The organism is Actinomadura sp. DC4 (assembly GCF_030406325.1).
Lineage (GTDB): Bacteria > Actinomycetota > Actinomycetes > Streptosporangiales > Streptosporangiaceae > Actinoallomurus.
This window is the reverse complement of the sequence record NZ_JAUEQY010000012.1, coordinates 264,527-284,980: the sequence shown is the minus strand read 5'-3', so window position 1 is coordinate 284,980 and position 20,454 is coordinate 264,527. Positions and strand designations below refer to the sequence as shown.

Below are 20,454 nucleotides of genomic sequence, written 5' to 3'. Positions count from 1 at the left end.
TTCGCCGGGGTGGGCGCAGGCCTGGCGCTCGGCCGGTCCGAGCGGGTGTTCGCCTACCTCGACCCGGCCTTCCAGTTCGCGCGGGCGATCCCGCCGCCGACGCTGGTCCCGGTGTTCATCGTCTTGTTCAAGCTGGGCACGCAGATGCAGCTCGCCTCGATCGTCTTCAGCGCGATCTGGCCCATCCTGCTGAACGCCGTGGACGGCGCGCGCTCGGTCGACCCGCTCCAGATGGAGACCGCGCGGGTGTACAAGCTGACCGCGGCCGACCGGGTGCGGAAGATCATTTTTCCCTCGGCACTGCCCAAGATCTTCGCCGGCGTACGGCTCAGCCTGTCGCTGTCGCTCATCCTCATGGTCTTCTCCGAGCTGCTGCCCGGGACGGCCAACGGCATCGGCTTCGAGCTCACCGACGCGCAGAGCCGGTCGGACCTGCCGACCATGTGGGCGACGATCGTCCTGCTGGGCGTCCTCGGGTACGTGCTCAACGTCCTCCTGCTCGCGGTGGAGGGGCGGGTGCTCGCCTGGCACCGCGGGGCCCGTGCCACGGACGCCTGAGAAGGCCCGTTCCGGGCGGTCCCGAAGAGCGGAACAGCTTTCTGGAGGCCGGGGCCCGGCGCGGCTAGTGTTCCGCTCGATCGCGCCGGAACCCGCGAGAACCAGGTCGCGCCGCCGGCGCGCCCTCCCGCGCAGACCCTCGGGGATGAGAGTCCTTGACCGACGAATTCAAGCCCAAGACCACCGCGGAACACCTCCTCTGGCTGCTCAACGAGCACGGCGTGGAGCACCTGTTCCTCAACCCCGGCACCGACTCCGCACCGGTGCAGGAGGCCGTGGCCGCCCTCACCGAGGCGGGGGTGCCGATCCCGCGGATCGTCCCGTCCACCTTCGAGTCGGTGGCGCTGGCGGCGGCCCACGGGTACTGGCAGGTCAGCGGACGTCCGCAGTGCGTCTTCGTCCACGTCGACGTCGGCACCCAGAACCTCGGCGCGATGATGCACAACGCCTTCCGCGACCACGCCGGCGTCATCGTGATCGCCGGCCGGACCCCGTACGGGGAGGACCCCGAGTCGGCGGGCGGGCGCTCCCACGTCATCCACTGGCAGCAGGACGTCCCCGACCAGCCCGGCATCGTGCGCGGCTACACCAAGCTGGCCATCGAGATCACCCGCTCCGAGACGCTCGCGCGCGGCGTCGGCCGCGCCGTGCAGGTCGCCCGCGGAGGCCGCCCCGGGCCCGCATACCTCATGATCTCCCGTGACGTCCTGATGGACCCGCCCGCCGGGGCACCGGGGCGTACCTCCGGATACGCGGTGCCCGCGTCGCCGAGGGCCGGCCGGGAGACCGCGCTCAGGATCGCCGGCCTGCTCGCCGAGGCCCGGCGCCCACTGCTCATCACCGCCAAGACCGGGCGGCGCGCGGGAGGGTTCGAGGCGGTCACGCGCCTGGCCGACCGTACGGGCATCCGGGTGGTCGAACTGCTCGAGAGCGGATGCCTCAACATCTCCACGGCCCATCCGATGCGCGTACGAACCCACGAGGCCGGCCGGCGTCACGTCGCCGAGGCGGACCTGCTCATCGTGGCCGACTGCGACGTGCCGTGGATCCCGAAGTTCGTCCACCCGCACGAGGACGCCGTCGTCGTGCAGATCGACGCCGACCCGCTGCGGACCGACATGCCGCTGTGGTCCTTCCCGGCCGACGTGTCCGTGACCGGCGACGGCGCGGCGATCCTGGACGAGGTGACGGCGCTGCTGCCCGACCTGGACCCGGCGGCGGCGTGGCGGGGGCACGCCCGGGACGACGCCGCTCCCCCGGCCGTGACCGAGGGTCCCATCACGGCGCGCGAGGTGGCCGAGGCGCTGAACGCCGTCCTGCGAGAGGAGGACATCCTCGTCGCGGAGGCGGTCACGAACGCCGGGACGCTGCGGGAGTTCGTCCACCGGACCCGGCCGGGGACGCTCGCCGGCACCGGCAGCCCCGGGCTGGGCTGGGCGCTCGGCGGGGCGGTCGGCGTCAAGCTCGCCGCCCCGGACCGGCGGGTGGTCGCGGTCGTCGGCGACGGCAGCTTCATGTTCTCCGTGCCGACCGCGGCGCTGTGCCTGTCCGCCGAGGCCGACGCGCCCTTCCTGACCGTCGTGCTCAACAACGACGGCTACCGCGCCAGCAGGCGGCCGGTCTTCGAGCTGTTCCCCGACGGCGTCTCGGCCGGGCGGGGCGAGGCGGTCGGCACGCGATTCCGGTATCCGCCGGATCTGGCCGCGCTCGCCCGCGCGTGTCATGCTCACGGTGAGTCAGTGGACGACCGTGCCGAGCTGATACCGGCTCTGCGGCGCGGGCTCGCCGCGGTCGGGACGGGACGATCCGCCGTCGTCGACGTGCGGATCGAGCGATACTGAGTGAGACCGGAACGGACCTTACTGTCGTCGTAAAGTCATTGGTCGATTCCATATTGTTACATTGATGCTACTTTTACCGCAATCTGCACCACCCATGTCGCGTCTGCCGGTGCTGGGTTATTATCGGTGCTTTCCGATCCGCGGAGCTGTGGGGTTCTTAATCGTGCTTGAAGTGCTGAAACTCACTCACATGTACGGCGAACAGACGGCTCTCGACGACGTTTCGTTCGAGGTCGGCGGAAATGAGCTCGTGAGCATCGTCGGCAAGTCCGGCTGCGGAAAGTCGACACTGCTGCGTGCCATCGCCGGGTTGGTCGCACCGACCACCGGCGAGATCCGGCTCTCCGGCCGGACCGTCGACGGCGTCCCCGACGATCTCGCCGTCGTCTTCCAGGACTACTCCCGGTCACTGCTGCCCTGGATGTCGGTCCGCGACAACGTGAAGTTCCCGCTGAAGCGTCGCGGGCTCGACAAGGCCGCCCGGCAGAAGGCCGCCGAGACCGCTCTGGAGGCGGTCGGGCTCTCGGGCGCCGCGGGCAAGTTCCCCTGGCAGTTGTCCGGTGGCATGCAGCAGCGGGTGGCGATCGCCCGCGCGCTGGCGTACCGGCCGACACTGCTGCTCATGGACGAGCCCTTCGGGTCGGTCGACGCGCAGACGCGCGAGGACCTGGAGGACCTCCTGCTGCGGGTCCGCGCGACCAGCGACATGATGATCCTGCTCGTCACCCACGACATCGACGAGAGCGTCTACGTCAGCGACCGCATCCTGGTGATGGGCCGCTCGCCCGGCCGGGTGCTCGCCGACCTGAATGTGGGCCTGCCCTCCCAGCGCGACCGGATCGAGACCCGCGAGCTGCCCGCGTTCGTCCACCTGCGCTCGGAGGTCGGCCGTCTCGTACGGGACAACGCCGAGGTCCCGGCCTTCTAGATCGGACGGATGACAGCGGTGAAGGTCCTCGTCGTAGGCGCGGGCGTCGGCGGTCTCACCACGGCATTAAGCCTGCACGCCGCGGGTGCCGAGGTGGTCGTCGTCGACGCCGCGCGGACGCTGCTTCCGCTCGGCGTCGGCATCAACCTGCAGCCGCACGCCGTACGCGAGCTCACCGAGCTCGGCCTCGGCGACGCGCTGGAGGCCACCGGCGTCCAGACCCGGGAGATGCTCCGGCTCGACCGCCACGCGAACCACATCATCGGCCACGACCGGGGACTGTTCGCCGGCTACTCCTGGCCGCAGTACTCCATCCACCGGGGCGAGCTGCAGATGCTGCTCCTGGACGCGGTGGTCGAGCGCCTCGGGCCCGAGGCCGTACGCACCGGGCTGATCTTCGAGTCCTACGCCGAGGACGAGGAGGGGGTGGAGGTCGCCCTGCACGCCCGTACGGGCGGGGCGCCGGTCCGAATGCGCGCCGACGTGCTCGTCGGCGCGGACGGCATCTCCTCGGCCGTACGCCGTCAGCTGCATCCGGGCGAGGGCGCCCCGCTGTGGAACGGCATCCGGATGTGGCGCGGAATCGCCGAGACCGATCCGTTTCTCACCGGCCGTTCGATGATCGTCGCCGGCTCCCACGCGCACGGCCGTCTCGTGTTCTACCCGATCTCCAAGACCGCCGAGAGCCGCAGCCGCGCCCTGGTCAACTGGGTGGCCGAGGTGCGGGTGACACCGGAGACACGGCTGGAGACCGAGACCGCCGACTGGACGCGCGAGGGCCGGCTGGAGGACGTGCTGCCGTACTACGCCGACTGGGACTTCGGGTGGATGGACGTGCCGCGGCTCATCGCGGACTCGCCGCAGATCCTGGAGTACCCCATGGTGGACCGGGACCCGCTGCCGTACTGGAGTCGCGGGCGGGTGACGCTGGTCGGCGACGCGGCCCACCCGATGTACCCGATCGGCGCGAACGGCGGGTCGCTGGCCATCATCGACGCGCGGGTGCTGGCGTGGGAGCTGTCGCGCACGGACGACCCGGTCGACGCGCTCAAGGCGTACGAGGCGGCCCGGCTCGACGAGGCGAACGCCGTGGTGCTGGCCTGCCGTGACATGGCCGCGGACCGGTTGCTGGACACGGTCGCCGAACGCGCCCCGGACGGTTTCGCCGCCATCTCCGACGTCCTGACCGCCGCCGAACTCACCGACATGAACGACGCCTGGCGCCGTACGACGGACATGGACACCGAATCCCTGAACTCCCGCCCGTCGTGGACCCCTCGCCGCTGAGTCATTTCGCGTCGGCGTAGCAGGCGACGGCGGTGGTCTCCATGGGAAAGCGGACCGGGGTGTCGCCGAAGATCAGGCGGCGGGCCTCGGCGGCGGAGTCCTTGATCGCCTCGGAGACCGCCCCGGCGAGCGCCTCGGGCGCGTGGACGATCACTTCGTCGTGCTGGAAGAAGACGAGCCTCGGCGGGTGTTCCTCGGACCTGCCCAGCGCCGCGAGGCGGAGGCGCAGCGTCGCGAGCAGGGCCGTCGCCCAGTCGGCCGCGCTTGCCTGGACGACGAAGTTGCGGGTGAACCGGCCCCGGCTGCGTACGGCCGAGCCGCCGCCGTCCTGGACGGCGAGCGCGCGCCACGCCTCCGACGGCGGCGGGCAGGTGCGGCCCAGGACCGAGCGGACCAGCCGGCCGGCCTCGCCCGTACGGGCCGCGGCCTCGACGTATTCGTAGGCGACCGGGAAGCGGCGGCGCATGACGGCCAGCAGCTGCGGCGCTTCTCCGCTCATGCCGCCGTACATCGCGGACAGCAGTGCGATCTTGGCCTTGTCGCGCACGCCGCCGAACGCGCCGGACAGCGCGGAGTAGAGGTCGGTCTCGCCCGCCGCGGCGGCGAAGGCACGGTCACCGGCGAGCGCCGCGAGGACGCGCGGCTCGAGCTGGGCGGCGTCGGCGACCACGAGGGTCCAGCCGGGGTCGGCGACGACCGCGCGGCGCAGGACCTTGGGGATCTGCAGGGCGCCGCCGCCGTTGGTGGCCCAGCGGCCGGAGACCACGCCGCCGACGACGTACTCCGGGCGGAAGCGCCCGTCGCGTACCCAGGAGTCGAGCCAGGACCAGCCGTGCGCGCCGTGGAGGCGGGCGAGCTCCTTGTACGCGAGGAGCAGCGGCGCGGCCGGGTGGTCGACCTCCTTCAGCACCCGTGACCGGGTGGAGGAGACGGTGATGCCCGCCGCCGCGAACGCCTTGATCACCTGGGCCGGGGAGTCGGGGTTGATGCGGTGGCCGAACGCCTCGCCGATCTGGTCGGCCAGCTCCTGCAGCCGCCGGGGCCGCATCCCGGGCGCCGGGCGCGGGCCCATGAGCTCGCTCAGCAGGGAGTCGTGCACGTCGGGCCGCCACGGAAGGCCGTCGTGGCCCATCTCGGCCGCCGCGAGCCCGGCCGCCGACTCGGCCGCGACGAGCAGCCGCAGCCCGGCGTCGGCGGCGCGGCGCTGCTGGTCCTCGTGGACGGCGGCGACGGAGCCGATGTCGTCGGCGGGCCGGTCGTCGAAGAGCGTGGGCGGCCCGTCACCGGCGACGACGTCGTCGGGAACGTCGAGCCCGTTGAGCCGCGCGTGGGCCGCCTGGAGGGAGCGCGGCTCGCCGTAGCGGCCGGCGTGGTTGAGCAGGAGGGTCTCGGCGAGCCCGATGTCGTGACAGCGCGAGAGCCGTACGCCGGTCTGGAGGAGTCTGGGGTAGACGCGCGAGGTCGCTCCCCAGACCCAGCGGACGTCGTCGCGTTCGGATTCGCGGGCGGCGATCGCGGCAACGAGATCGGGGACGGGCCGGGCGGATTCGAGGGGCTTTCCGTCGTCGGCGACGGGCAGCAGGACTCCCCCGCCATCCGATGCCTGGGCCACCACGATCCGCACGCTCCGATTGTGCCCGCCACGTCTGACAACGCGCGTACGGGCCTCCCGGTCGGATCACGCCGAGCCGGGCCGGTAGGGGGAAGGCGCGGTTTCGTTCGCGGACCGGTCGGTGGCGTCACTTCGCCGCCCGCGCCGGTGGCCGACGACGAGGCGTCGGTGGAGGCAGGGAGCGGTGGACGGCTGCCGTACCCCGGCGCGAAGGCCCGCGCGGGCGGGCCGGTGCGGGGACGGCCGGGCTACGCCGATGGCCGGGGAGCGATCCTCATTTCAACGGCCGTTCGCTGGCGGGGAGGGCCGGTGCGGGGGACCGGCCTCTGCCGAGGCCGGTCGCCGGCTCTCGTCTCCGTCAGGCGGCGAGGGGGACCTGGGTCCCGGCGGGCGTGTCGCCGTACTGCTTGACGACCTTGTTCAGCTCCACCTGGTAGTACAGGACGCCGAAGCCGAGGATCCCGAGAAGGAAGCCCAGGCCACCGCTGCACGAAGGCTGCAGGCCTGCGACTCGCTGGGCCTCGCGGATGTGGCCCGCGAGCTTGACCCACATGATGAGCGGCCAGATGCCCAGGGTGATCCAGCCGAACAGCATCGAGCACAGGGCCATGCCCGCGCTGACCGGGCGGCGGCGGTCGAAGGCCGCCAGCTCGCTGTGGACCAGGTAGTACCAGACGAGTCCGTAGATGCCGAGCGTGATGATCGGCAGGCCCAGCCAGGCGCCGACCGGGTTGCGGCGCTTCATCTGGGCGCCCATCGGCGCACCTGGAGCGGCGGTGGGCCGAGCGGCTTCCTGCGGATAGGACTGACTCACAGATGTCTCCAGAAATTTAGGGGCGGTCGGGTCGGCCTGGATGGCCGAACATGAGCGCCAATCCTGGAGGGACATCAACCCATAAATACGGAATACCTACTGATTGTTATCAGGTAAACGAAATCGTTACCTCGTCCTCGATCGGCGGGGCGATCTCGTGCTCCAGGCAGCCGGACGCGGCGAAACAGCGGATCCGCAGGCCCGCCGGCGTCACGTCGACGCGCATGAAGCTCTTGAACAGCGGCGGCGTGTACGAGGCGGAGGCCGGCGACAGGAATCTCTGGTAGACCCGCCGTACCGGCAGCCGGAAGCGCGAGCCGCCGTGCGGGCGGCCCGGGACGCCCAGCAGCGACGCCACCAGCCGCGTACGGAAGGTCACGGCCGCGTTCGTCCCCCGTTTCGGCGGGACGCCGAGGCGCTTGGAGATCACCGCGGCCGCCTGGTCCTCGGTCAGCTCGAACAGCCGGCGCATTCGCAGCCGGCGGCCGTACAGCCGGCCGTAGAACGCCAGGCAGTCGCCGCGCAGCGGATAGCACCGGAACGACTCCTCGTCGACGCCGCCGACGTCCACGCGCGGGATCGTGTGCGTGGCGTGCATGAACGCGCCGCCGCCTCCAGAGACGATGTACTCGATGGTCCGGTCGCCGACTCGTACGGGATAGTGCTGGTAGTTGTGGATGTCGCCGCCGACCGCGGCCACGTAGTTGCACGCCGGATCCCGGACGATCTCATCGACCGTGCCGCCGCCCTCGATCGCGCCGGGGTGGTACGCGCCGTCGACGTAGATCGGCTTCCCGGTCACGAGGATCTTCGGCTTGGGCCCCTGGGAGACGCGGCGCAGCCACTCCCCCTGGTCCCGGTCGATATCGCCGACGATGCCCGTGTCGATGCCGACGATCCGTATCGGGCCCGCGTCGATCGCCCAGTACGGTCCCGGCTGCGCCGCCCGCTGCGCGGGCCGCGACCGCAGGCTCTCGGCCTCCGCGAGACGGCGCTCGTCGGGCACGTCGGGGTTCTTCCAGAACAGCCGCCGCAGCCAGGCGCCGGACAGCGGCGACGGGCGGCCCTCGGCCGGGAGCTCCGGCGCGCCGCAGAAGACGCGCATGAAACCGCCGAGGCCGTCGTACCAGTCGTGGTTGCCCGGTACGGCGTAGATCGGCGCGTCATAGTCCTTGTACGGCCGGAAGAACTTGGTGCCGTACTCGTTGACGCTGCCGGTCGGGTAGATCACGTCGCTCGCGATGACCGCGAAGCGCGTCCCCTCGCTCATCCTCAGGAAGCCCGGCACCACCGCGTACTGCGGCGCGTCTCCCTCGCCGGTGTCGCCCATGAGCATGAACGAGAACGACGGCGGGTCCTCGCGCGCGATGGTGAAGTCGGGCGACGCGCCCGCGCCGAGCTGGCGGGCCACCCAGCGCCGCCGCTCGTCGTCGGTCGGGTCGCCGAACCACCGGGCCAGTACGTCGTTGCGGGACCGCCAGAGGACGGCCGGGTTCAGCCACGAGAGGTTCTGGACCTGCTCGGGCATCAGGTCGGTGTAGGTCCCCGGCTGCGAGCACCGCCAACCGGCACCGGCGGACGACTCGCGGGAGGACGCAGCTGGTGTGGGGGCCACGGGCGCACGGTAACAGCCGCAATGGCGGCGACGCACCGTGTTCGCCCCATTCCACCCGAAGAGGCCGTCTTCGGCCGTCTAGGGCTGGGTGTGATACTCGCCCGTACGGAAGATCTCCGGGCGGGTCACCGGCGCGGCGTGCGGTGGTGAGGTGCTGAGGAACGCCTCGACGAACGCCGACGCCTGTTCGCCCGGCAGCTGGAAGGTGGCCTGGCAGACGCCGCCGCTCCAGATGCTCAGCACGACGACGCCGGCGTCCGAGTGGCGGCTGAGCCGCAGCGAGCGGTCCGGTCGGGTGTGGTCGAAGAACACATCGCCCTGCTTGGGCAACGGCGTGGCCCCTGGCATGGGGGCAATCTTGGCCCGGACACCGCCCGCTGTCGAGCCCGGCGGAAAGAGATGTAGATCTCCGGTCAGGCCAGGTGGAACGCTCGCGGGTCCTCGGAGGGGACGATCTCCACGCCCAGCGGCCGCAGCGAGATCGGGATCAGCTTGAAGTTGGCCAGCCCCAGCGGGATGCCGATGATCGTGATGCAGAGCGCGATGCCGCTGACCAGGTGCCCGATGGCGAGCCAGATCCCCGCGACGACGAGCCAGATCACGTTGGCGATCAGGGTCAGCGCCCCGGCGTCGTCACGCCGTACGGCGGTCTGGCCGAACGGCCACAGCGCGTAGACGCCGATGCGGAACGCCGCGATGCCGAACGGGATCGTGACGATGAGCACGCAGCAGATGATCCCGGCGAGAAAGTAGCCGAGGGCGAGCCAGAACCCGGCGAAGATCAGCCAGATGAGGTTGAGCAGCGTACGCATGCTCCCTGCCTTCCCGTGTCGTGGTCGTCACCAAGTGAGACGAGGCACGGGGGTCCTTCGGTTCCGTACTTACCGGACGCGTGTGGCGGTCCGGGCAGCGTTCTCCGGTGTGCGCGGGACGCGGGCGCCGGCGATGGAGGCGATGCGGCTGCGCGCGACCAGGTCGCCGTGGGCCGTGCGCCGGACCCGTACGGCGAACCGGGCGGTGGCGGACCGGCCCGGCTGGAGCCGCGGCAGAACGAGCGTGGTGTCCCGGCCGTCCGCGTACCCGCCGGCGCCGCCCGGCAGCGACGTGGCGGTCCGCTCGACGCCCGGCGGCAGCGTGTTGCGTACGGTGATCTCGCCCGGCGTGCCCGGCCCCCGGTTGGCGAGCCTGATCCGGTAGGTGTAGGTGCCGCCCGGGCGCACGGTGCGCGGGGCGTCGATGGAGACGCGCAGCCCGGTGGCGGGCGGGGCGTGCCGCAGCGCGCGCGGAGGCGGCTGTGGCGGGCCCACGTGACGCGCCGGCGGCGACGGCGTGGAGAGCGGCGTGGAGACCAGCAGGTGCGTCCGCTCGACCGTCGTGGGCTTGGGCGCGCTCACCGGCGTCCTGATCGCCGCGTACCCGGTGTGGAGGTGGTGCTGCGCCCACGGCACGTACCGGTCGGGCAGGCCGCCCGCGGTGTGCCCGTTCGCCGACGCGAGTGCCGCCATCACCGGCAGGCCGACGGCGATGCCGGCCAGCACGGCGAGCGCGTGTTTCACAGTGGACGCCCCCGAATCACCGATCACTCGCAACGTACCCGGCGGCGTCCCAGCGACAGGCAAAGCACCGGGCAAGCTTCAGGACGCGATCACCCGGAGGGCGCCGGGCAGTACCCGGAGCGTGGCCGGCAGCGTGCCGAGCAGCTCGCCGTCGCCGCCGAACGGCAGCTCGCGGTCCGCCTCGATCCGCACCTCGCGCCCGCGGAGCACCTCGATCTCCGGCCGGCGTACGTGCGTGCCGTGCGGGAGCTCGCGCATGACGGAGAAGAACAACCGCTTGGGCGCGTGCCGGATGATGACGACGTCGAGCAGCCCGTCGTCGACCTCGGCGTCCGGCGCGACGTGCAGCCCGTAGCCGTAGTAGCCGGAGTTGGCCGCGACGACGGTGTAGCCGCGCTCCTCGCGCGTCTCGCCGTCGACGGTGATGGTGTACGCCACCGGCCGCCAGGTCGCGATGGCGCGCAGCGGGCCGAGGTAGTACGCGAGCGAGCCGGGCAGCCGGGTCAGCCGGTTGATGTGCACGTTGGCCACCGAGTCGACGCCGCCGTACACGCTGCCGACCACGATGTGCCTGCCGTCTCCGGCGTCGACCTCGATCGCGTCGATCGCCCGCGGCTCGGCGGACAGCAGCAGGTCGGCCAGGCGCTCCGGGTCGTCGGGGAGGGCGAGCTGGCGGGCGAAGTCGTTGCCGCGCCCGGCCGGCAGGATGCCGAGCACGCCGTCGGTGCCCGCGAGCGCGCCGGCGAGGCCGCCGACCATGCCGTCGCCGCCCGCGGCGATGACGACGTGGCCCTTCTTCGCGGCGTCGCGGGCCAGGTCTCCGGCGTGTTCGAGGCTGCGGCTGTACTCCACGGCGACCTCGGCGCCGGCCTCGCGCAGCCGTCGCGCGACCGGGATCAGACGGGCGGCCGGGTCACTGCCGGCGGCCGGGTTCACCACGGCGGTGAACGATCGCATGTTGAGCTCCTGTCCGGGGCCCGCGCCCCTCTGCGCGGGATCGTACGGGGTCCGGCTCTACGCCGGGGGAATCAGGATGCCCGGATTCATGACGCCCGCGGGGTCGAGGCGGTCCTTGACCGCGCGCAGGGCGGCGACGCCGAGCGGGCCGGCCTCGCGGGCGTACTGGTCGCGGTGGTCGACGCCGACGCCGTGGTGGTGGGTGATGGTGCCGCCCGCCTCGACGATCGCGTCGCCGACCGCCGTCTTCGCGCGGCCCCAGCTCTCCAGGGGTTCCTCGCCCTGGGCGGTGACGACGGTGAAGTACAGCGAGGCGCCCGCCGGATAGACGTGGGACACGTGGCACATGACCACCGACGAGGACAGCTCGCGGGAGAGCGTGAGCCGTACCGCGTCGTACAGGCGGGACAGGTTCGACCAGAATGCGGCCGTCTCCAGCGTCTCGGCGAGCACGCCGGCGTCGAGCAGGGCGTCGCGAAGGTACGGCGCGGCGAACCGGCCCCGCGCCCAGCTCTCCCCCGGCTCCTCCCCCTGGTACTCCCCGCCGAGCGACTCCAGCCGGGTGCGGACCCTGGCGCGCCGCTCGGCGACCTCGGCGGCCGTGCCGTCGTAGCCGCAGACCGCGAGGCAGCCGCCCGTCCCGCCGCTTTGGCCGAGCTCCTCGGGACGGGCCAGCCCGATCATGGTCTCGGTCTCGTCGGACAGCCGCAGCACGGTGGGCAGCGGGCCGTCCTGGGCGAGCGCGCGCAGGGCCGTGACGCCCTCGGACAGCGACCGGAACAGCCAGCCCTCGTACGCCTGCGTCTCCGGCAGCGGGCGGATCCGTACGGTCACCTCGGTGATCACGCCGAACGCGCCCTCGGAGCCGAGGACGAGCTGGCGCAGGTCCGGCCCTGCCGCCGACCGCGGCGAGCGGCCGGCCTCGATGGTGCCGCTCGGCGTGGCCAGGGTGAGGGCGAGGACCATCTCGTCGAACCGGCCGTACCCGGCCGACGCCTGCCCTGAGGACCGGGCGGCGGCGAACCCGCCGATGCTCGCCCACTCGAAGGACTGCGGGAAGTGGCCGAGGGTGTACCCCTGCTCGTTCAGCAGCTCCTCGGCGCGCGGCGCCCGCAGACCCGGCTGCAGTGTGGCCGTACGGGAGACCGTGTCGACGCCGACGAGCCGGTCGAGGCGGCGCAGGTCGAGCGCGACCACCCCGGCGAAGGCGCCCGCCTCCGGGGTGAGCCCGCCGACGACCGAGGTGCCTCCGCCGAACGGCACGACGGCGATCCGGTTCTCCGCGCACCGGGCCAGGACCGCGGCGACCTCGTCGTGGGAGCCGGGCAGCACGACCGCGTCGGGCGCGGTGCGCACGTCGCCGGCCCGGATGCGCAGCAGGTCGGCCGTCGACTTGCCGCGGGTGTGCCGGACGCGCGTCTCGTCGTCGGTGCGCACGTTCTCCTCGCCCACGATGTCGGCGAGCGGAACCGGCCGGGCGGCGGGCGGCTCGATCTCGGCGAGCTTCACCGGCTGGGCCGGCTCGTCGTGCACGCCGAGCAGCTCGCGCAGCAGCCCGGTCACCGACTCCGGCAGGCGCTCGGCGCGCTCCGGATCACCCCAGCCACTCCACAACATGTCCACGATCGGCATGGCTACCCCCTCCTGACCCAGTTACACTGTGACATATGGCGTCGATTCGTCACAAGAAGGATGCGGTCCTCGACGCGACGCGCGACTGCGTGCTCGCGGTCGGCGTCCGGCGTACGACGCTGACCGACGTGGCACGCCGCGCCGGAGTATCCCGGATGACCATCTACCGGCGGTGGCCCGACGTGCAGACGCTGGTCGCCGACCTGATGACGCGCGAGTGGGCCGAGGTCGTCTCCCGCGTCGTCCCGCCCTCCGACGGCTCGTCCGTACGACCCCAGGCCGTGTCCGCGCTGGTCGCCGGGGTCGCCGCGCTCCGTGCGCACCCGCTCTTCCACAAGATCCTTGAGGTCGATCCCGAGGTCCTGCTCCCCTACATGCTCGAACGGCGGGGTACGAGCCAGGACGCCATGCTGCGCGCCTTCGAGGCCACCCTCCGGGCCGGCCACCGCGACAGCAGCGTACGCGCGGGCCATCCGGCACGGCAGGCCCGCGCGGTGCTGCTCGTCCTCCAGTCCTTCGCCATGTCCGGCCACATCATGACCGGCGACGGCCCGGCACTGTCGGCGGCCGCGTTCGACGACGAGCTGCGGCAGATTCTCGAGAGGTACCTCGCCCCATGAACTCCTCCCTCAACGCCGCGCGGCGCGCCCGCGAGCTGGCCGACCTTTCCAGCGGAACCTCGGTCGACGTCCTGGTGGTCGGGCTCGGCGCGACCGGCGCCGGCGTCGCCCTGGACGCCGCGACGCGCGGCCTGTCCGTGGCCGCGATCGACGCCCACGACCTCGCCTTCGGCACGTCCCGGTGGAGCTCCAAGCTGATCCACGGCGGGCTGCGCTACCTCGCGTCCGGGCAGTTCGGCATCGCGTACGAGAGCGCGGTCGAGCGCGGTGTCCTCATGGAGCACACCGCGCCGCACCTCGTACGGGCACTGCCGTTCATATTGCCGCTGAACGACCAGGTCACCGGCTCGGGCGTGGCGCTCGCGCGGGCCGGGATCCGGGCCGGCGACATGCTGCGGATGTCCGCGCGCACCCACCGGGCGGCGCTGCCCCGCCCGCGCCGCCTCACCGCGGTGGAGACCCTGCGGCTGGCGCCCGCGCTGCGCTCGTACGGGCTGCGGGGCGGGCTGCTGTCCTGGGACGGCCAGCTCGTGGACGACGCGCGCCTGGTGACCGCGATCGCGCGTACGGCGGCGGCGCACGGGGCGCGCGTCCTGACCCGCTGCCGCGCGCTGGCGCTGACCGGCGACGGGGCGGAGGTGCGCGACGAGCTGACGGGGGCCTCCTTCTCCATCCGGGCCCGCGCGGTGGTCAACGCGACCGGGGTGTGGGCGGGCGGCCTCGCCGAGGGCGTACGGCTGCGGCCCTCGCGCGGCACGCACCTCGTCCTGCGCGCCTCCAGCCTCGCCGGGCTGTCGAGCGGGCTGCACCTGCCGGTCCCCGGCTCGCCGGGCCACTTCGCGCTCGTGCTGCCGCAGGAGGACGGCCGGATCTACGTCGGGCTGACCGATGAGCCCGCCGACGGCCCGATCCCGGACGTGCCCGAGCCGTCGGAGGCCGAGATCGGCTTCCTCCTGGACCTGCTGGACTCCGCCCTCGACGTGCCCGTACGCCGCACGGACGTGGCCGGGGCGTACGCGGGGCTGCGGCCGCTGCTGGACGGGGCGGGGGGCGCCACGGCCGACCTGTCGCGGCGGCACGCGGTGCTCACGGCGCCGAACGGTGTGGTGACGATCGTGGGCGGGAAGCTGACGACCTACCGGCGCATGGCCCAGGACGCGGTCGACGCGGTGGTCGAGGGCCGGGGGCTGACGGCGGGCCGGTGCCGCACGTCACGGCTGCCGCTCGTGGGCGCGGGCCCCGTGCAGGAGCTGGCCCGGCTGGTCGCGCCGGCGCACCTCGTCCGCCGGTACGGCGCGGAGGCGCGCGAGGTGCTGGCCTTGGCGGCGGGTGACCCGGCGCTGCTGGAACCGGTGGCACCGGGCTCGGCCACGATCGGCGCAGAACTGGCCTGGGCGGTACGCCACGAGGGCGCCCTGGACGAGGGCGACCTGCTCGACCGCCGCACCCGCGTCGGCCTGATCCCCGAAGACCGCGAAGCCGCCCTCCCCGCCGCCCACCGGGCCCTCGCCCCGGCCGCCTCCACCCTCTGACGCTCACGGGATCCAGGTTCCGTCGAGGGCGACACCGGCGTCCGTGGCGATGCGGGCCCGGGAGCTCAGAGCGCGTTCTCGCAGGTGGTCGAGGTCGACGCCGACCAGGGCTCCGCCGCGTTTGACGACCCTTCCGGCGACGAGCACGGTGTCCACGAGGCCCGGGTGCGCGGCGGACACGAGCGCGCCCACCGGGTGGTTGGCGGGGAACAGCGTCAGGTCGTCGGCGCGCAGCAGCACCAGGTCGGCCTGCTTGCCCGGCGTGATGCTGCCGATCCGGTCGCCGAGGCCCAGGGCGCGGGCGCCGTCGATGGTCGCGAACTCCAGCACGTCACGGCTCGTCAGTGCGGGAGACCTGCCCTGCGCGGTGTCCAGGCCGCGTTGCACGCTCAGCGTCGTGCGCATGGTCGAGAACATGTCGCCGCCGGCCGTCGGACAGTCGTCGATGGACAGGGTCGGCCGGATGCCCGCGGCGAGCATGCGTCCCGTCTCCGGCCAGCCGAATCCCATCTTCAGCTCCACGTCGGGGCTGATCGACACCGAACAGCCCGCGTCGGCCAGCATCGTGAGCTCGTCGTCGTCCAGGCGTCGGGGGTGCCGATGCCCGCGCCGTAACAGAAGACGCTCCGCCCGGGTGCCTCGCGGAGGGCGTCGAGCGCCGCGTCGCCGTGTTCGATGGTGTCGGTGCAGTGACACCAGTCCAGCAGCGTGGTGACGCCCGAGTGGAGGGCCTCGATCCGGCCGAGCAGCGTCCCGACGTGCACGTCCTCCGGCCGGTACCGCGGGCGCACGGTGCCGTGCATCGCGTCGCGGTACTGGGCGAACGTCCAGTCCGCCCCGATCCCGCGGAACACCGCCTGCCAGGTGTGCCGGTGGGTGTCGACCAAGCCGGGCAGTACCAGCGTTCCCGCCGCGTCGAGCACCTCCGCGCCGGGCGCGTCGATCCGTTCCGCGACCGCGCCGATCCGGCCGTCCTCGATCAGCACGTCACCGCGCGGCAGGTCGGCGATCTCCGGGTCAACGCTGATCACCGTGCCGCCGCGTACCAGAGTCCTCACGGCTGACCAGTCCCTTCCTAAGTTGATCCATCAACTCTACACATCAGGAGTTGACGGATCAACTTCGCGGTCCGGCGATAGGATCCCCGGCATGGCGCCTGCGTTGACACCCGAGGAATGGGAGCTCTGGGACGTCTGGATGCGGGCGCAGCGCGTGCTCGCCCAGGAGGTCGACCGCGGCCTGCAGCGCGACCACGGCATCTCGAAGGCCGAGTTCAGCGTGCTCGTGACGCTGCGGGACGCCCCCGGCCGGCAGATGCGCGTCGGTGACCTCGCCGAGTCGCTCGCCTGGGAGAAGAGCCGCGTCTCACACCAGCTGACCCGCATGGAGAACCGCGGATTCGTCGAACGGACCGAGAGCGGGGCCAGCGGCCGCCGTACGGGCATCGGCCTGACCGCGAAGGGACACCACGCCGCGGAGGAGGCCATCCGCGGGCACGCCCGCAACATCCGCCGCCTTTTCCTGGATCCGCTGACGCCCGAGCAGACCGAGGCCATCCGCGCCTGGAGCGAGCAGATGGTCGGCCGCACCGAACCACCCGACGGCGACGCCTAGCCCGCAGGGCTCTCGCTTCGCCGAGCCGCCTGCGTGATCTGGTGCCAGGCGGCGGGGGTGAGGGAGTAGGCCTCGACGCTGCCGGAGGTGAAGTGCCGCCACGCGCCCGGGTGGACGAGGGTCGCCAGTGCCGCGGCCGCGACGGGGACGGCGGTGCGGGCGTCGTGGCGCAGCGGCGTCAGTTCTCAGGTACGGGCGGAGCCGCCGGTCAGGGCGGTCAGCAGCTCCCGGGCGATCGCACGGCGGCGGCCGTCGTGCTCGGCCGCGCCGAGAATCGCCAGCGGCAGCTGGTGGCACCCGTACGCCGTGGCACCATTCACCGCGACCGCCCGAGCAGCCCCCGAGATACCGCCGTTCTCCCGATCCGGTGCCTCGAAGAACCTCGCCTTCAGGACCTCAAAATCCATGATCCCCGCAACTCCCTGAAGATCAAGGCGTTGCGGGGATCATCAGAACCCGCCGAACGGGCGGGGCCATCGTCACGTACGGAGGGTCAGGACGCGGGCGCCCCGGTCTTCGGGTCGAGGATCAGTTGACGTGCCTTCGGGCGGTGGAAGTCGAGCAGCCCGCCGACTCCGCCCGCGCGGGTGTCCATGGACGTGTCGCCGATGCGGCCCGCCCGCCAGTTGTCCTCGATGAACCGCAGCACCGAGGTCTGCTCGGCGTACGCGTGGTCGACGTGGTTCACCTTGGAGTACGGGGAGATCGCCAGCAGCGGCAGCCGCTGGCTCGGGCCGCAGCGGTCCTGGTAGCCGCCGGCCGCGTGCACCTTGGTGCAGAGCGGCGTGTCCTGCGCGGCGTCCGACGAGCCGTTGGTGACCTTCGGCGGGACGTGGTCGTACCAGCCGTCGGAGTCGTCGTAGGCGATGAAGACCGCGGTGGACCGCCACTCGGGCGACTGCTGGATCTTGTTGATCGTGCTGACCAGGAACTGCTGCTCGTCCAGCGGGTCGGAGTAGCCGGCGTGGCCGTCCTGGCTCATCGGCGCCTTCAGGAAGCTCACCGCGGGCATGCTGCCCGCCTTGAGCGACGCGTCGAAGTCGGTCAGGTCGTAGTTGTGGTTGGCCTGGTCCGTACGGCCGATCGCGGCGACCGAGGACGGCGGCAGGTGCTTGGGGTTGGCCGTCGACTCGTAGTACTGGAACGGCTCGTGGTGCGGGCTGTAGTCCGGGGTCGCGATGCCACCGACGTTCGGGTGGGTCGCGCCGCAGACGGCGTACCCGTTCGCCGAGCCGGTCGGCTTGAAGCCGCCCTCGAACCAGCCCCAGGTGACCCTGCGGGCGTTCAGCAGGTCGCCGATGTTCTTACCGGTCATCACGCCCAGGTTGTTCTTGGACGTGTGGTTGTTGTCCGAGCAGTCGTCGTACGCCGGATCCGGGTCGTTGATCATCGTGCCGACGCCGTTCGCGTCCGGGGACTGGACGACGGCGGGGTCGGTGACCTTCTCGTGCGTGACGGGGTCGACGGCGTAGATGCCGTGGGTGTTGCCCGAGATGAGGTCGATCGCGCCCGGAGTGGACGGGCCGAAGACCGTGTCCCAGTTGTTGTCGCTCATCGCGTAGTTCTGGGCGTAGTTCCACAGGCCCGTGACGGTGTTGCCGTCGTAGTAGTCCATGACCAGGCCGGGCTCACCGAACAGGATCGGCTGGCCGGTGCACGTGTCCTTCTCGGTGTTCTCGACGAACTTGTCCATCTTGCCGCCGTTGACGGCCAGTTGCTCCTTCCCGTACGTGTGGTCCTGGTCGCAGGTCAGCGCCTGCTCGTGGGTCAGCCGTACAGGGTCGTACTGGTTCGGGTTGTCCGTGAGCAGCTTCTTGGTCAGCCCGTTCACGCGCGGCGTGTGCCGCTTGGCCTTGAACTTCGTCCCGTCGGTGTTCGCCGCCTTCGGGTACGTGCCGAAGTAGTGGTCGAAGGAGATGTTCTCGTCGAACAGCACCACGACGTGCTGGATCGGCGTCGCCGTGCGGACCGGCGAGTCGGCGGCGGTGAGCGCGGTCGCTCCCGTCCCCCCGCTCCCGCAGCTCGCCAGGGTGAGCGACCCGGCCGCCACGACCGAGGCCGCCATCGCCGTAGTGCGCCGTCTCTTCCACTTGCGGGGACCCATCGCGCCTCCAGGTGAATACGAAGCGACGATCATGTTGCCGGAAGTCGACCCCCGCGTAAACAGCCTGTGGAATAAGAAAGGCGCCCCCGCCCGGCCGAAGCCGGACGGAGGCGCCCCGATGGCGTTCGCTCAGCCGTACTGGCGGGCGCCGGTCTTCGGGTTGAGGAAGAGCGACCCCGCCTTCGGGCGGCGGAAGTCGAACATGTGGTCCAGGTCGCCCGCACGGGCGTCGAACGACGCGTCGCCGATCTGGCCGACGCCCCAGTTCTCCTCGACGAACTTCGTGATCGAGGCCTGCTCGGTGTAGTGGTGGTCGACGTAGTTGACCTTGGAGTACGGCGAGATGACCAGCAGCGGCAGCCGCTGGCTCGGGCCGCAGCGGTCCTGGTAGCCACCGGCCGCCTTGGCCTTGCCGCACAGCGCGGAGTCGTCGGCCGCCGCGTCGGAGGAGCCGTTGGTGATCTTCGGCGCGACGTGGTCGTACCACCCGTCGGAGTCGTCGTAGGCGACGACGACCGCGGTGGACTTCCAGTCCGGGGACTTCTGCAGCTTGTTGATGGTGTTCACGACGAACTGCTGCTCATCCAGCGGGTCGGAGTAGGCCGCGTGGCCGTCCTGGTACTCCGCCGCCTTCAGGAAGCTCACGGCCGGCAGGTCGCCCGCCTTGAGCGCCTTGTCGAAGTCGGTCAGGTCGTAGTTGTGGTTGGCCTGGTCGGTGTGGCCGATCGCGGCGACCGAGGACGGCGGCAGGTGCTTGGGGTTGGAGGTCGACTGGTAGTACTGGAACGGCGAGTGGTGCGGGCTGTAGTCCACCGCCGAGACGCCGCCGACGTTGGCGTGCGAGGCGCCGCAGACCGCGTAGCCGTTCGCCGACCCGGTCGGCTTGAAGCCGCCCTGGAACCAGCCCCAGGTGACCTTCTTCTTGTTGAGCAGGTCGCCGATGTTCTTGCCCGTCATCACGGCCAGGTTGTTCTTGGACGTGTGGTTGTTGTCCGAGCAGTCGTCGTAGGCCGGGTCCGGGTCGTTGATGACCGTGCCGACGCCCTTGGCGTCCGGGGAGGACACGACGTAGGAGTCGCTGACCTTCGCGTGCGTCACCGGGTCGACGGCGTAGCCGCCGTGCGTCTGGCCGGAGACCAGGTCGAGCGCGCCCGGGGTGGACGGGCCGAAGACCGTGTCCCAGGAGTTGTCGCTCATCGCGTAGTTCTGCGCGTAGTTCCACAGACCCGTGACGGTGTTGCCGTCGTAGTAGTCCATGACCAGGCCCGGCTCACCGAACAGGGGCGGCATGCCCGTGCAGGTGTCGTGACCGGTGTTCTCCACGAACTTGTCGACCTTGCCCGCGTCGACGGCCTTCTCCTCGTGGCCGTAGCCGTGGTCCTGGTCGCAGGTCAGCGCCTCGTCGTGGGTGAGGCGGGTGGGGTTGTACTCATTCGGGTTCTTGGTGAGCAGCTTCTTGCTCAGCCCGTTCGCCTTGGGCGTGTGCCGCTTGGCGGTGAACTTCGTCCCGTCGGTGTTCGCGGCCTTGGGGTACGTGCCGAAGTAGTGGTCGAAGGAGATGTTCTCGTCGAACAGCACCACTATGTGCTTGATCGGGGTTGTCGTGCGGACGGGAGACTCCGCCGCGGTGAGGGACGTCGCCCCGCCTCCGCCGGTCCCGCAGGCCGCCAGGGCCAGCGACCCGGCGGCCACCAGCGAGGCGGCGATCACCACCGGTCTCCGTCTCTTCCACTTACCGGGACCCATCTTTGCCTCCTGCAGGGATATGAAGCTCCGGGTCCTGA

General features: G+C 71.8%; 20 protein-coding genes. 7 read left to right on the top strand and 13 right to left on the bottom strand.

What is annotated here, in order from left to right:
• The 4 genes from QWU11_RS21600 to QWU11_RS21585 all read left to right on the top strand — a co-directional run.
• Window positions 1-558, top strand: a 558-nt coding sequence (locus QWU11_RS21600; RefSeq protein WP_290115931.1) for an ABC transporter permease subunit, incomplete at its 5' end; no start/stop codon positions are given.
• 155 nt (window positions 559-713) lie between these two features.
• Entirely contained in the window at window positions 714-2,399 is a 1,686-nt protein-coding gene (locus tag QWU11_RS21595) for a thiamine pyrophosphate-requiring protein (protein ID WP_290115927.1), read from the top strand.
• Between the two features lie 172 nt (window positions 2,400-2,571).
• Window positions 2,572-3,327 carry an ABC transporter ATP-binding protein gene (locus tag QWU11_RS21590; RefSeq protein WP_354670875.1) on the top strand — a complete coding sequence of 252 codons (756 nt, stop codon included), beginning with the start codon at window positions 2,572-2,574 and terminating at the stop codon, window positions 3,325-3,327.
• 9 nt (window positions 3,328-3,336) lie between these two features.
• A complete protein-coding gene (locus QWU11_RS21585; protein ID WP_290115924.1) occupies window positions 3,337-4,614 on the top strand; it encodes a flavin-dependent oxidoreductase in 1,278 nt (425 codons plus the stop codon).
• A gap of 1 nt (window position 4,615) precedes the next feature.
• On the opposite strand, the gene QWU11_RS21580 is transcribed toward QWU11_RS21585, so the two are convergent.
• From QWU11_RS21580 to QWU11_RS21545, 8 genes are all read right to left on the bottom strand, one after another.
• A complete protein-coding gene (locus tag QWU11_RS21580) occupies window positions 4,616-6,238 on the bottom strand; it encodes a bifunctional 3'-5' exonuclease/DNA polymerase (protein WP_354670874.1) in 1,623 nt (540 codons plus the stop codon).
• 346 nt (window positions 6,239-6,584) lie between these two features.
• Window positions 6,585-6,983, bottom strand: coding sequence for a DUF4234 domain-containing protein (locus tag QWU11_RS21575; RefSeq protein WP_290115923.1), 399 nt, complete (start codon window positions 6,981-6,983; stop codon window positions 6,585-6,587).
• Window positions 6,984-7,149: 166 nt separating this feature from the next.
• Window positions 7,150-8,568 carry a metallophosphoesterase gene (locus tag QWU11_RS21570; protein WP_290115921.1) on the bottom strand — a complete coding sequence of 473 codons (1,419 nt, stop codon included), beginning with the start codon at window positions 8,566-8,568 and terminating at the stop codon, window positions 7,150-7,152.
• 165 nt (window positions 8,569-8,733) lie between these two features.
• A complete protein-coding gene (locus QWU11_RS21565) occupies window positions 8,734-9,003 on the bottom strand; it encodes a hypothetical protein (protein ID WP_290115920.1) in 270 nt (89 codons plus the stop codon).
• Window positions 9,004-9,068: 65 nt separating this feature from the next.
• Window positions 9,069-9,467, bottom strand: coding sequence for a YccF domain-containing protein (locus QWU11_RS21560; RefSeq protein ID WP_290115919.1), 399 nt, complete (start codon window positions 9,465-9,467; stop codon window positions 9,069-9,071).
• 69 nt (window positions 9,468-9,536) lie between these two features.
• Window positions 9,537-10,211: a hypothetical protein gene (locus QWU11_RS21555; RefSeq protein ID WP_290115917.1), complete on the bottom strand. Its 675-nt coding sequence runs from the start codon at window positions 10,209-10,211 to the stop codon at window positions 9,537-9,539.
• A 78-nt stretch (window positions 10,212-10,289) separates the two neighbouring features.
• Window positions 10,290-11,168, bottom strand: coding sequence for a YegS/Rv2252/BmrU family lipid kinase (locus QWU11_RS21550; protein ID WP_290115907.1), 879 nt, complete (start codon window positions 11,166-11,168; stop codon window positions 10,290-10,292).
• 57 nt (window positions 11,169-11,225) lie between these two features.
• The gene (locus QWU11_RS21545; protein ID WP_290115906.1) at window positions 11,226-12,800 is read right to left on the bottom strand and encodes an FAD-binding oxidoreductase; all 1,575 of its coding nucleotides are present in this window, start codon (window positions 12,798-12,800) and stop codon (window positions 11,226-11,228) included.
• A gap of 35 nt (window positions 12,801-12,835) precedes the next feature.
• On the opposite strand from QWU11_RS21545, the gene QWU11_RS21540 reads away from it, so the two are divergent.
• Window positions 12,836-13,420 carry a TetR/AcrR family transcriptional regulator gene (locus QWU11_RS21540; RefSeq protein WP_290115905.1) on the top strand — a complete coding sequence of 195 codons (585 nt, stop codon included), beginning with the start codon at window positions 12,836-12,838 and terminating at the stop codon, window positions 13,418-13,420.
• Complete coding sequence (locus tag QWU11_RS21535; protein WP_290115903.1) at window positions 13,417-14,952, top strand: glycerol-3-phosphate dehydrogenase/oxidase; 1,536 nt, start codon at window positions 13,417-13,419, stop codon at window positions 14,950-14,952. The genes QWU11_RS21540 and QWU11_RS21535 overlap by 4 nt, the downstream gene beginning before the upstream one ends.
• Before the next feature lie 3 nt (window positions 14,953-14,955).
• Here QWU11_RS21535 and QWU11_RS21530 read toward each other — a convergent pair whose 3' ends face one another.
• Both QWU11_RS21530 and QWU11_RS21525 read right to left on the bottom strand, forming a co-directional pair.
• Window positions 14,956-15,516: an amidohydrolase family protein gene (locus tag QWU11_RS21530; protein ID WP_290115901.1), complete on the bottom strand. Its 561-nt coding sequence runs from the start codon at window positions 15,514-15,516 to the stop codon at window positions 14,956-14,958.
• Window positions 15,465-16,010: an amidohydrolase family protein gene (locus QWU11_RS21525; protein WP_290115894.1), complete on the bottom strand. Its 546-nt coding sequence runs from the start codon at window positions 16,008-16,010 to the stop codon at window positions 15,465-15,467. The genes QWU11_RS21530 and QWU11_RS21525 overlap by 52 nt, the downstream gene beginning before the upstream one ends.
• 91 nt (window positions 16,011-16,101) lie before the next feature.
• Between QWU11_RS21525 and QWU11_RS21520 the strand changes: the two genes are divergently transcribed.
• The gene (locus QWU11_RS21520) at window positions 16,102-16,566 is read left to right on the top strand and encodes a MarR family transcriptional regulator (protein WP_290115893.1); all 465 of its coding nucleotides are present in this window, start codon (window positions 16,102-16,104) and stop codon (window positions 16,564-16,566) included.
• A 185-nt stretch (window positions 16,567-16,751) separates the two neighbouring features.
• On the opposite strand, the gene QWU11_RS21515 is transcribed toward QWU11_RS21520, so the two are convergent.
• The 3 genes from QWU11_RS21515 to QWU11_RS21505 form a co-directional block, all read right to left on the bottom strand.
• On the bottom strand, window positions 16,752-16,973 hold the full coding sequence (locus QWU11_RS21515) for a hypothetical protein (protein WP_290115891.1): 222 nt from the start codon (window positions 16,971-16,973) through the stop codon (window positions 16,752-16,754).
• An 86-nt stretch (window positions 16,974-17,059) separates the two neighbouring features.
• Window positions 17,060-18,670, bottom strand: coding sequence for an alkaline phosphatase family protein (locus QWU11_RS21510; protein ID WP_290115890.1), 1,611 nt, complete (start codon window positions 18,668-18,670; stop codon window positions 17,060-17,062).
• 129 nt (window positions 18,671-18,799) lie between these two features.
• Window positions 18,800-20,416, bottom strand: coding sequence for an alkaline phosphatase family protein (locus QWU11_RS21505; protein ID WP_290115889.1), 1,617 nt, complete (start codon window positions 20,414-20,416; stop codon window positions 18,800-18,802).
• Between the last annotated feature and the right edge of the window lie 38 nt (window positions 20,417-20,454).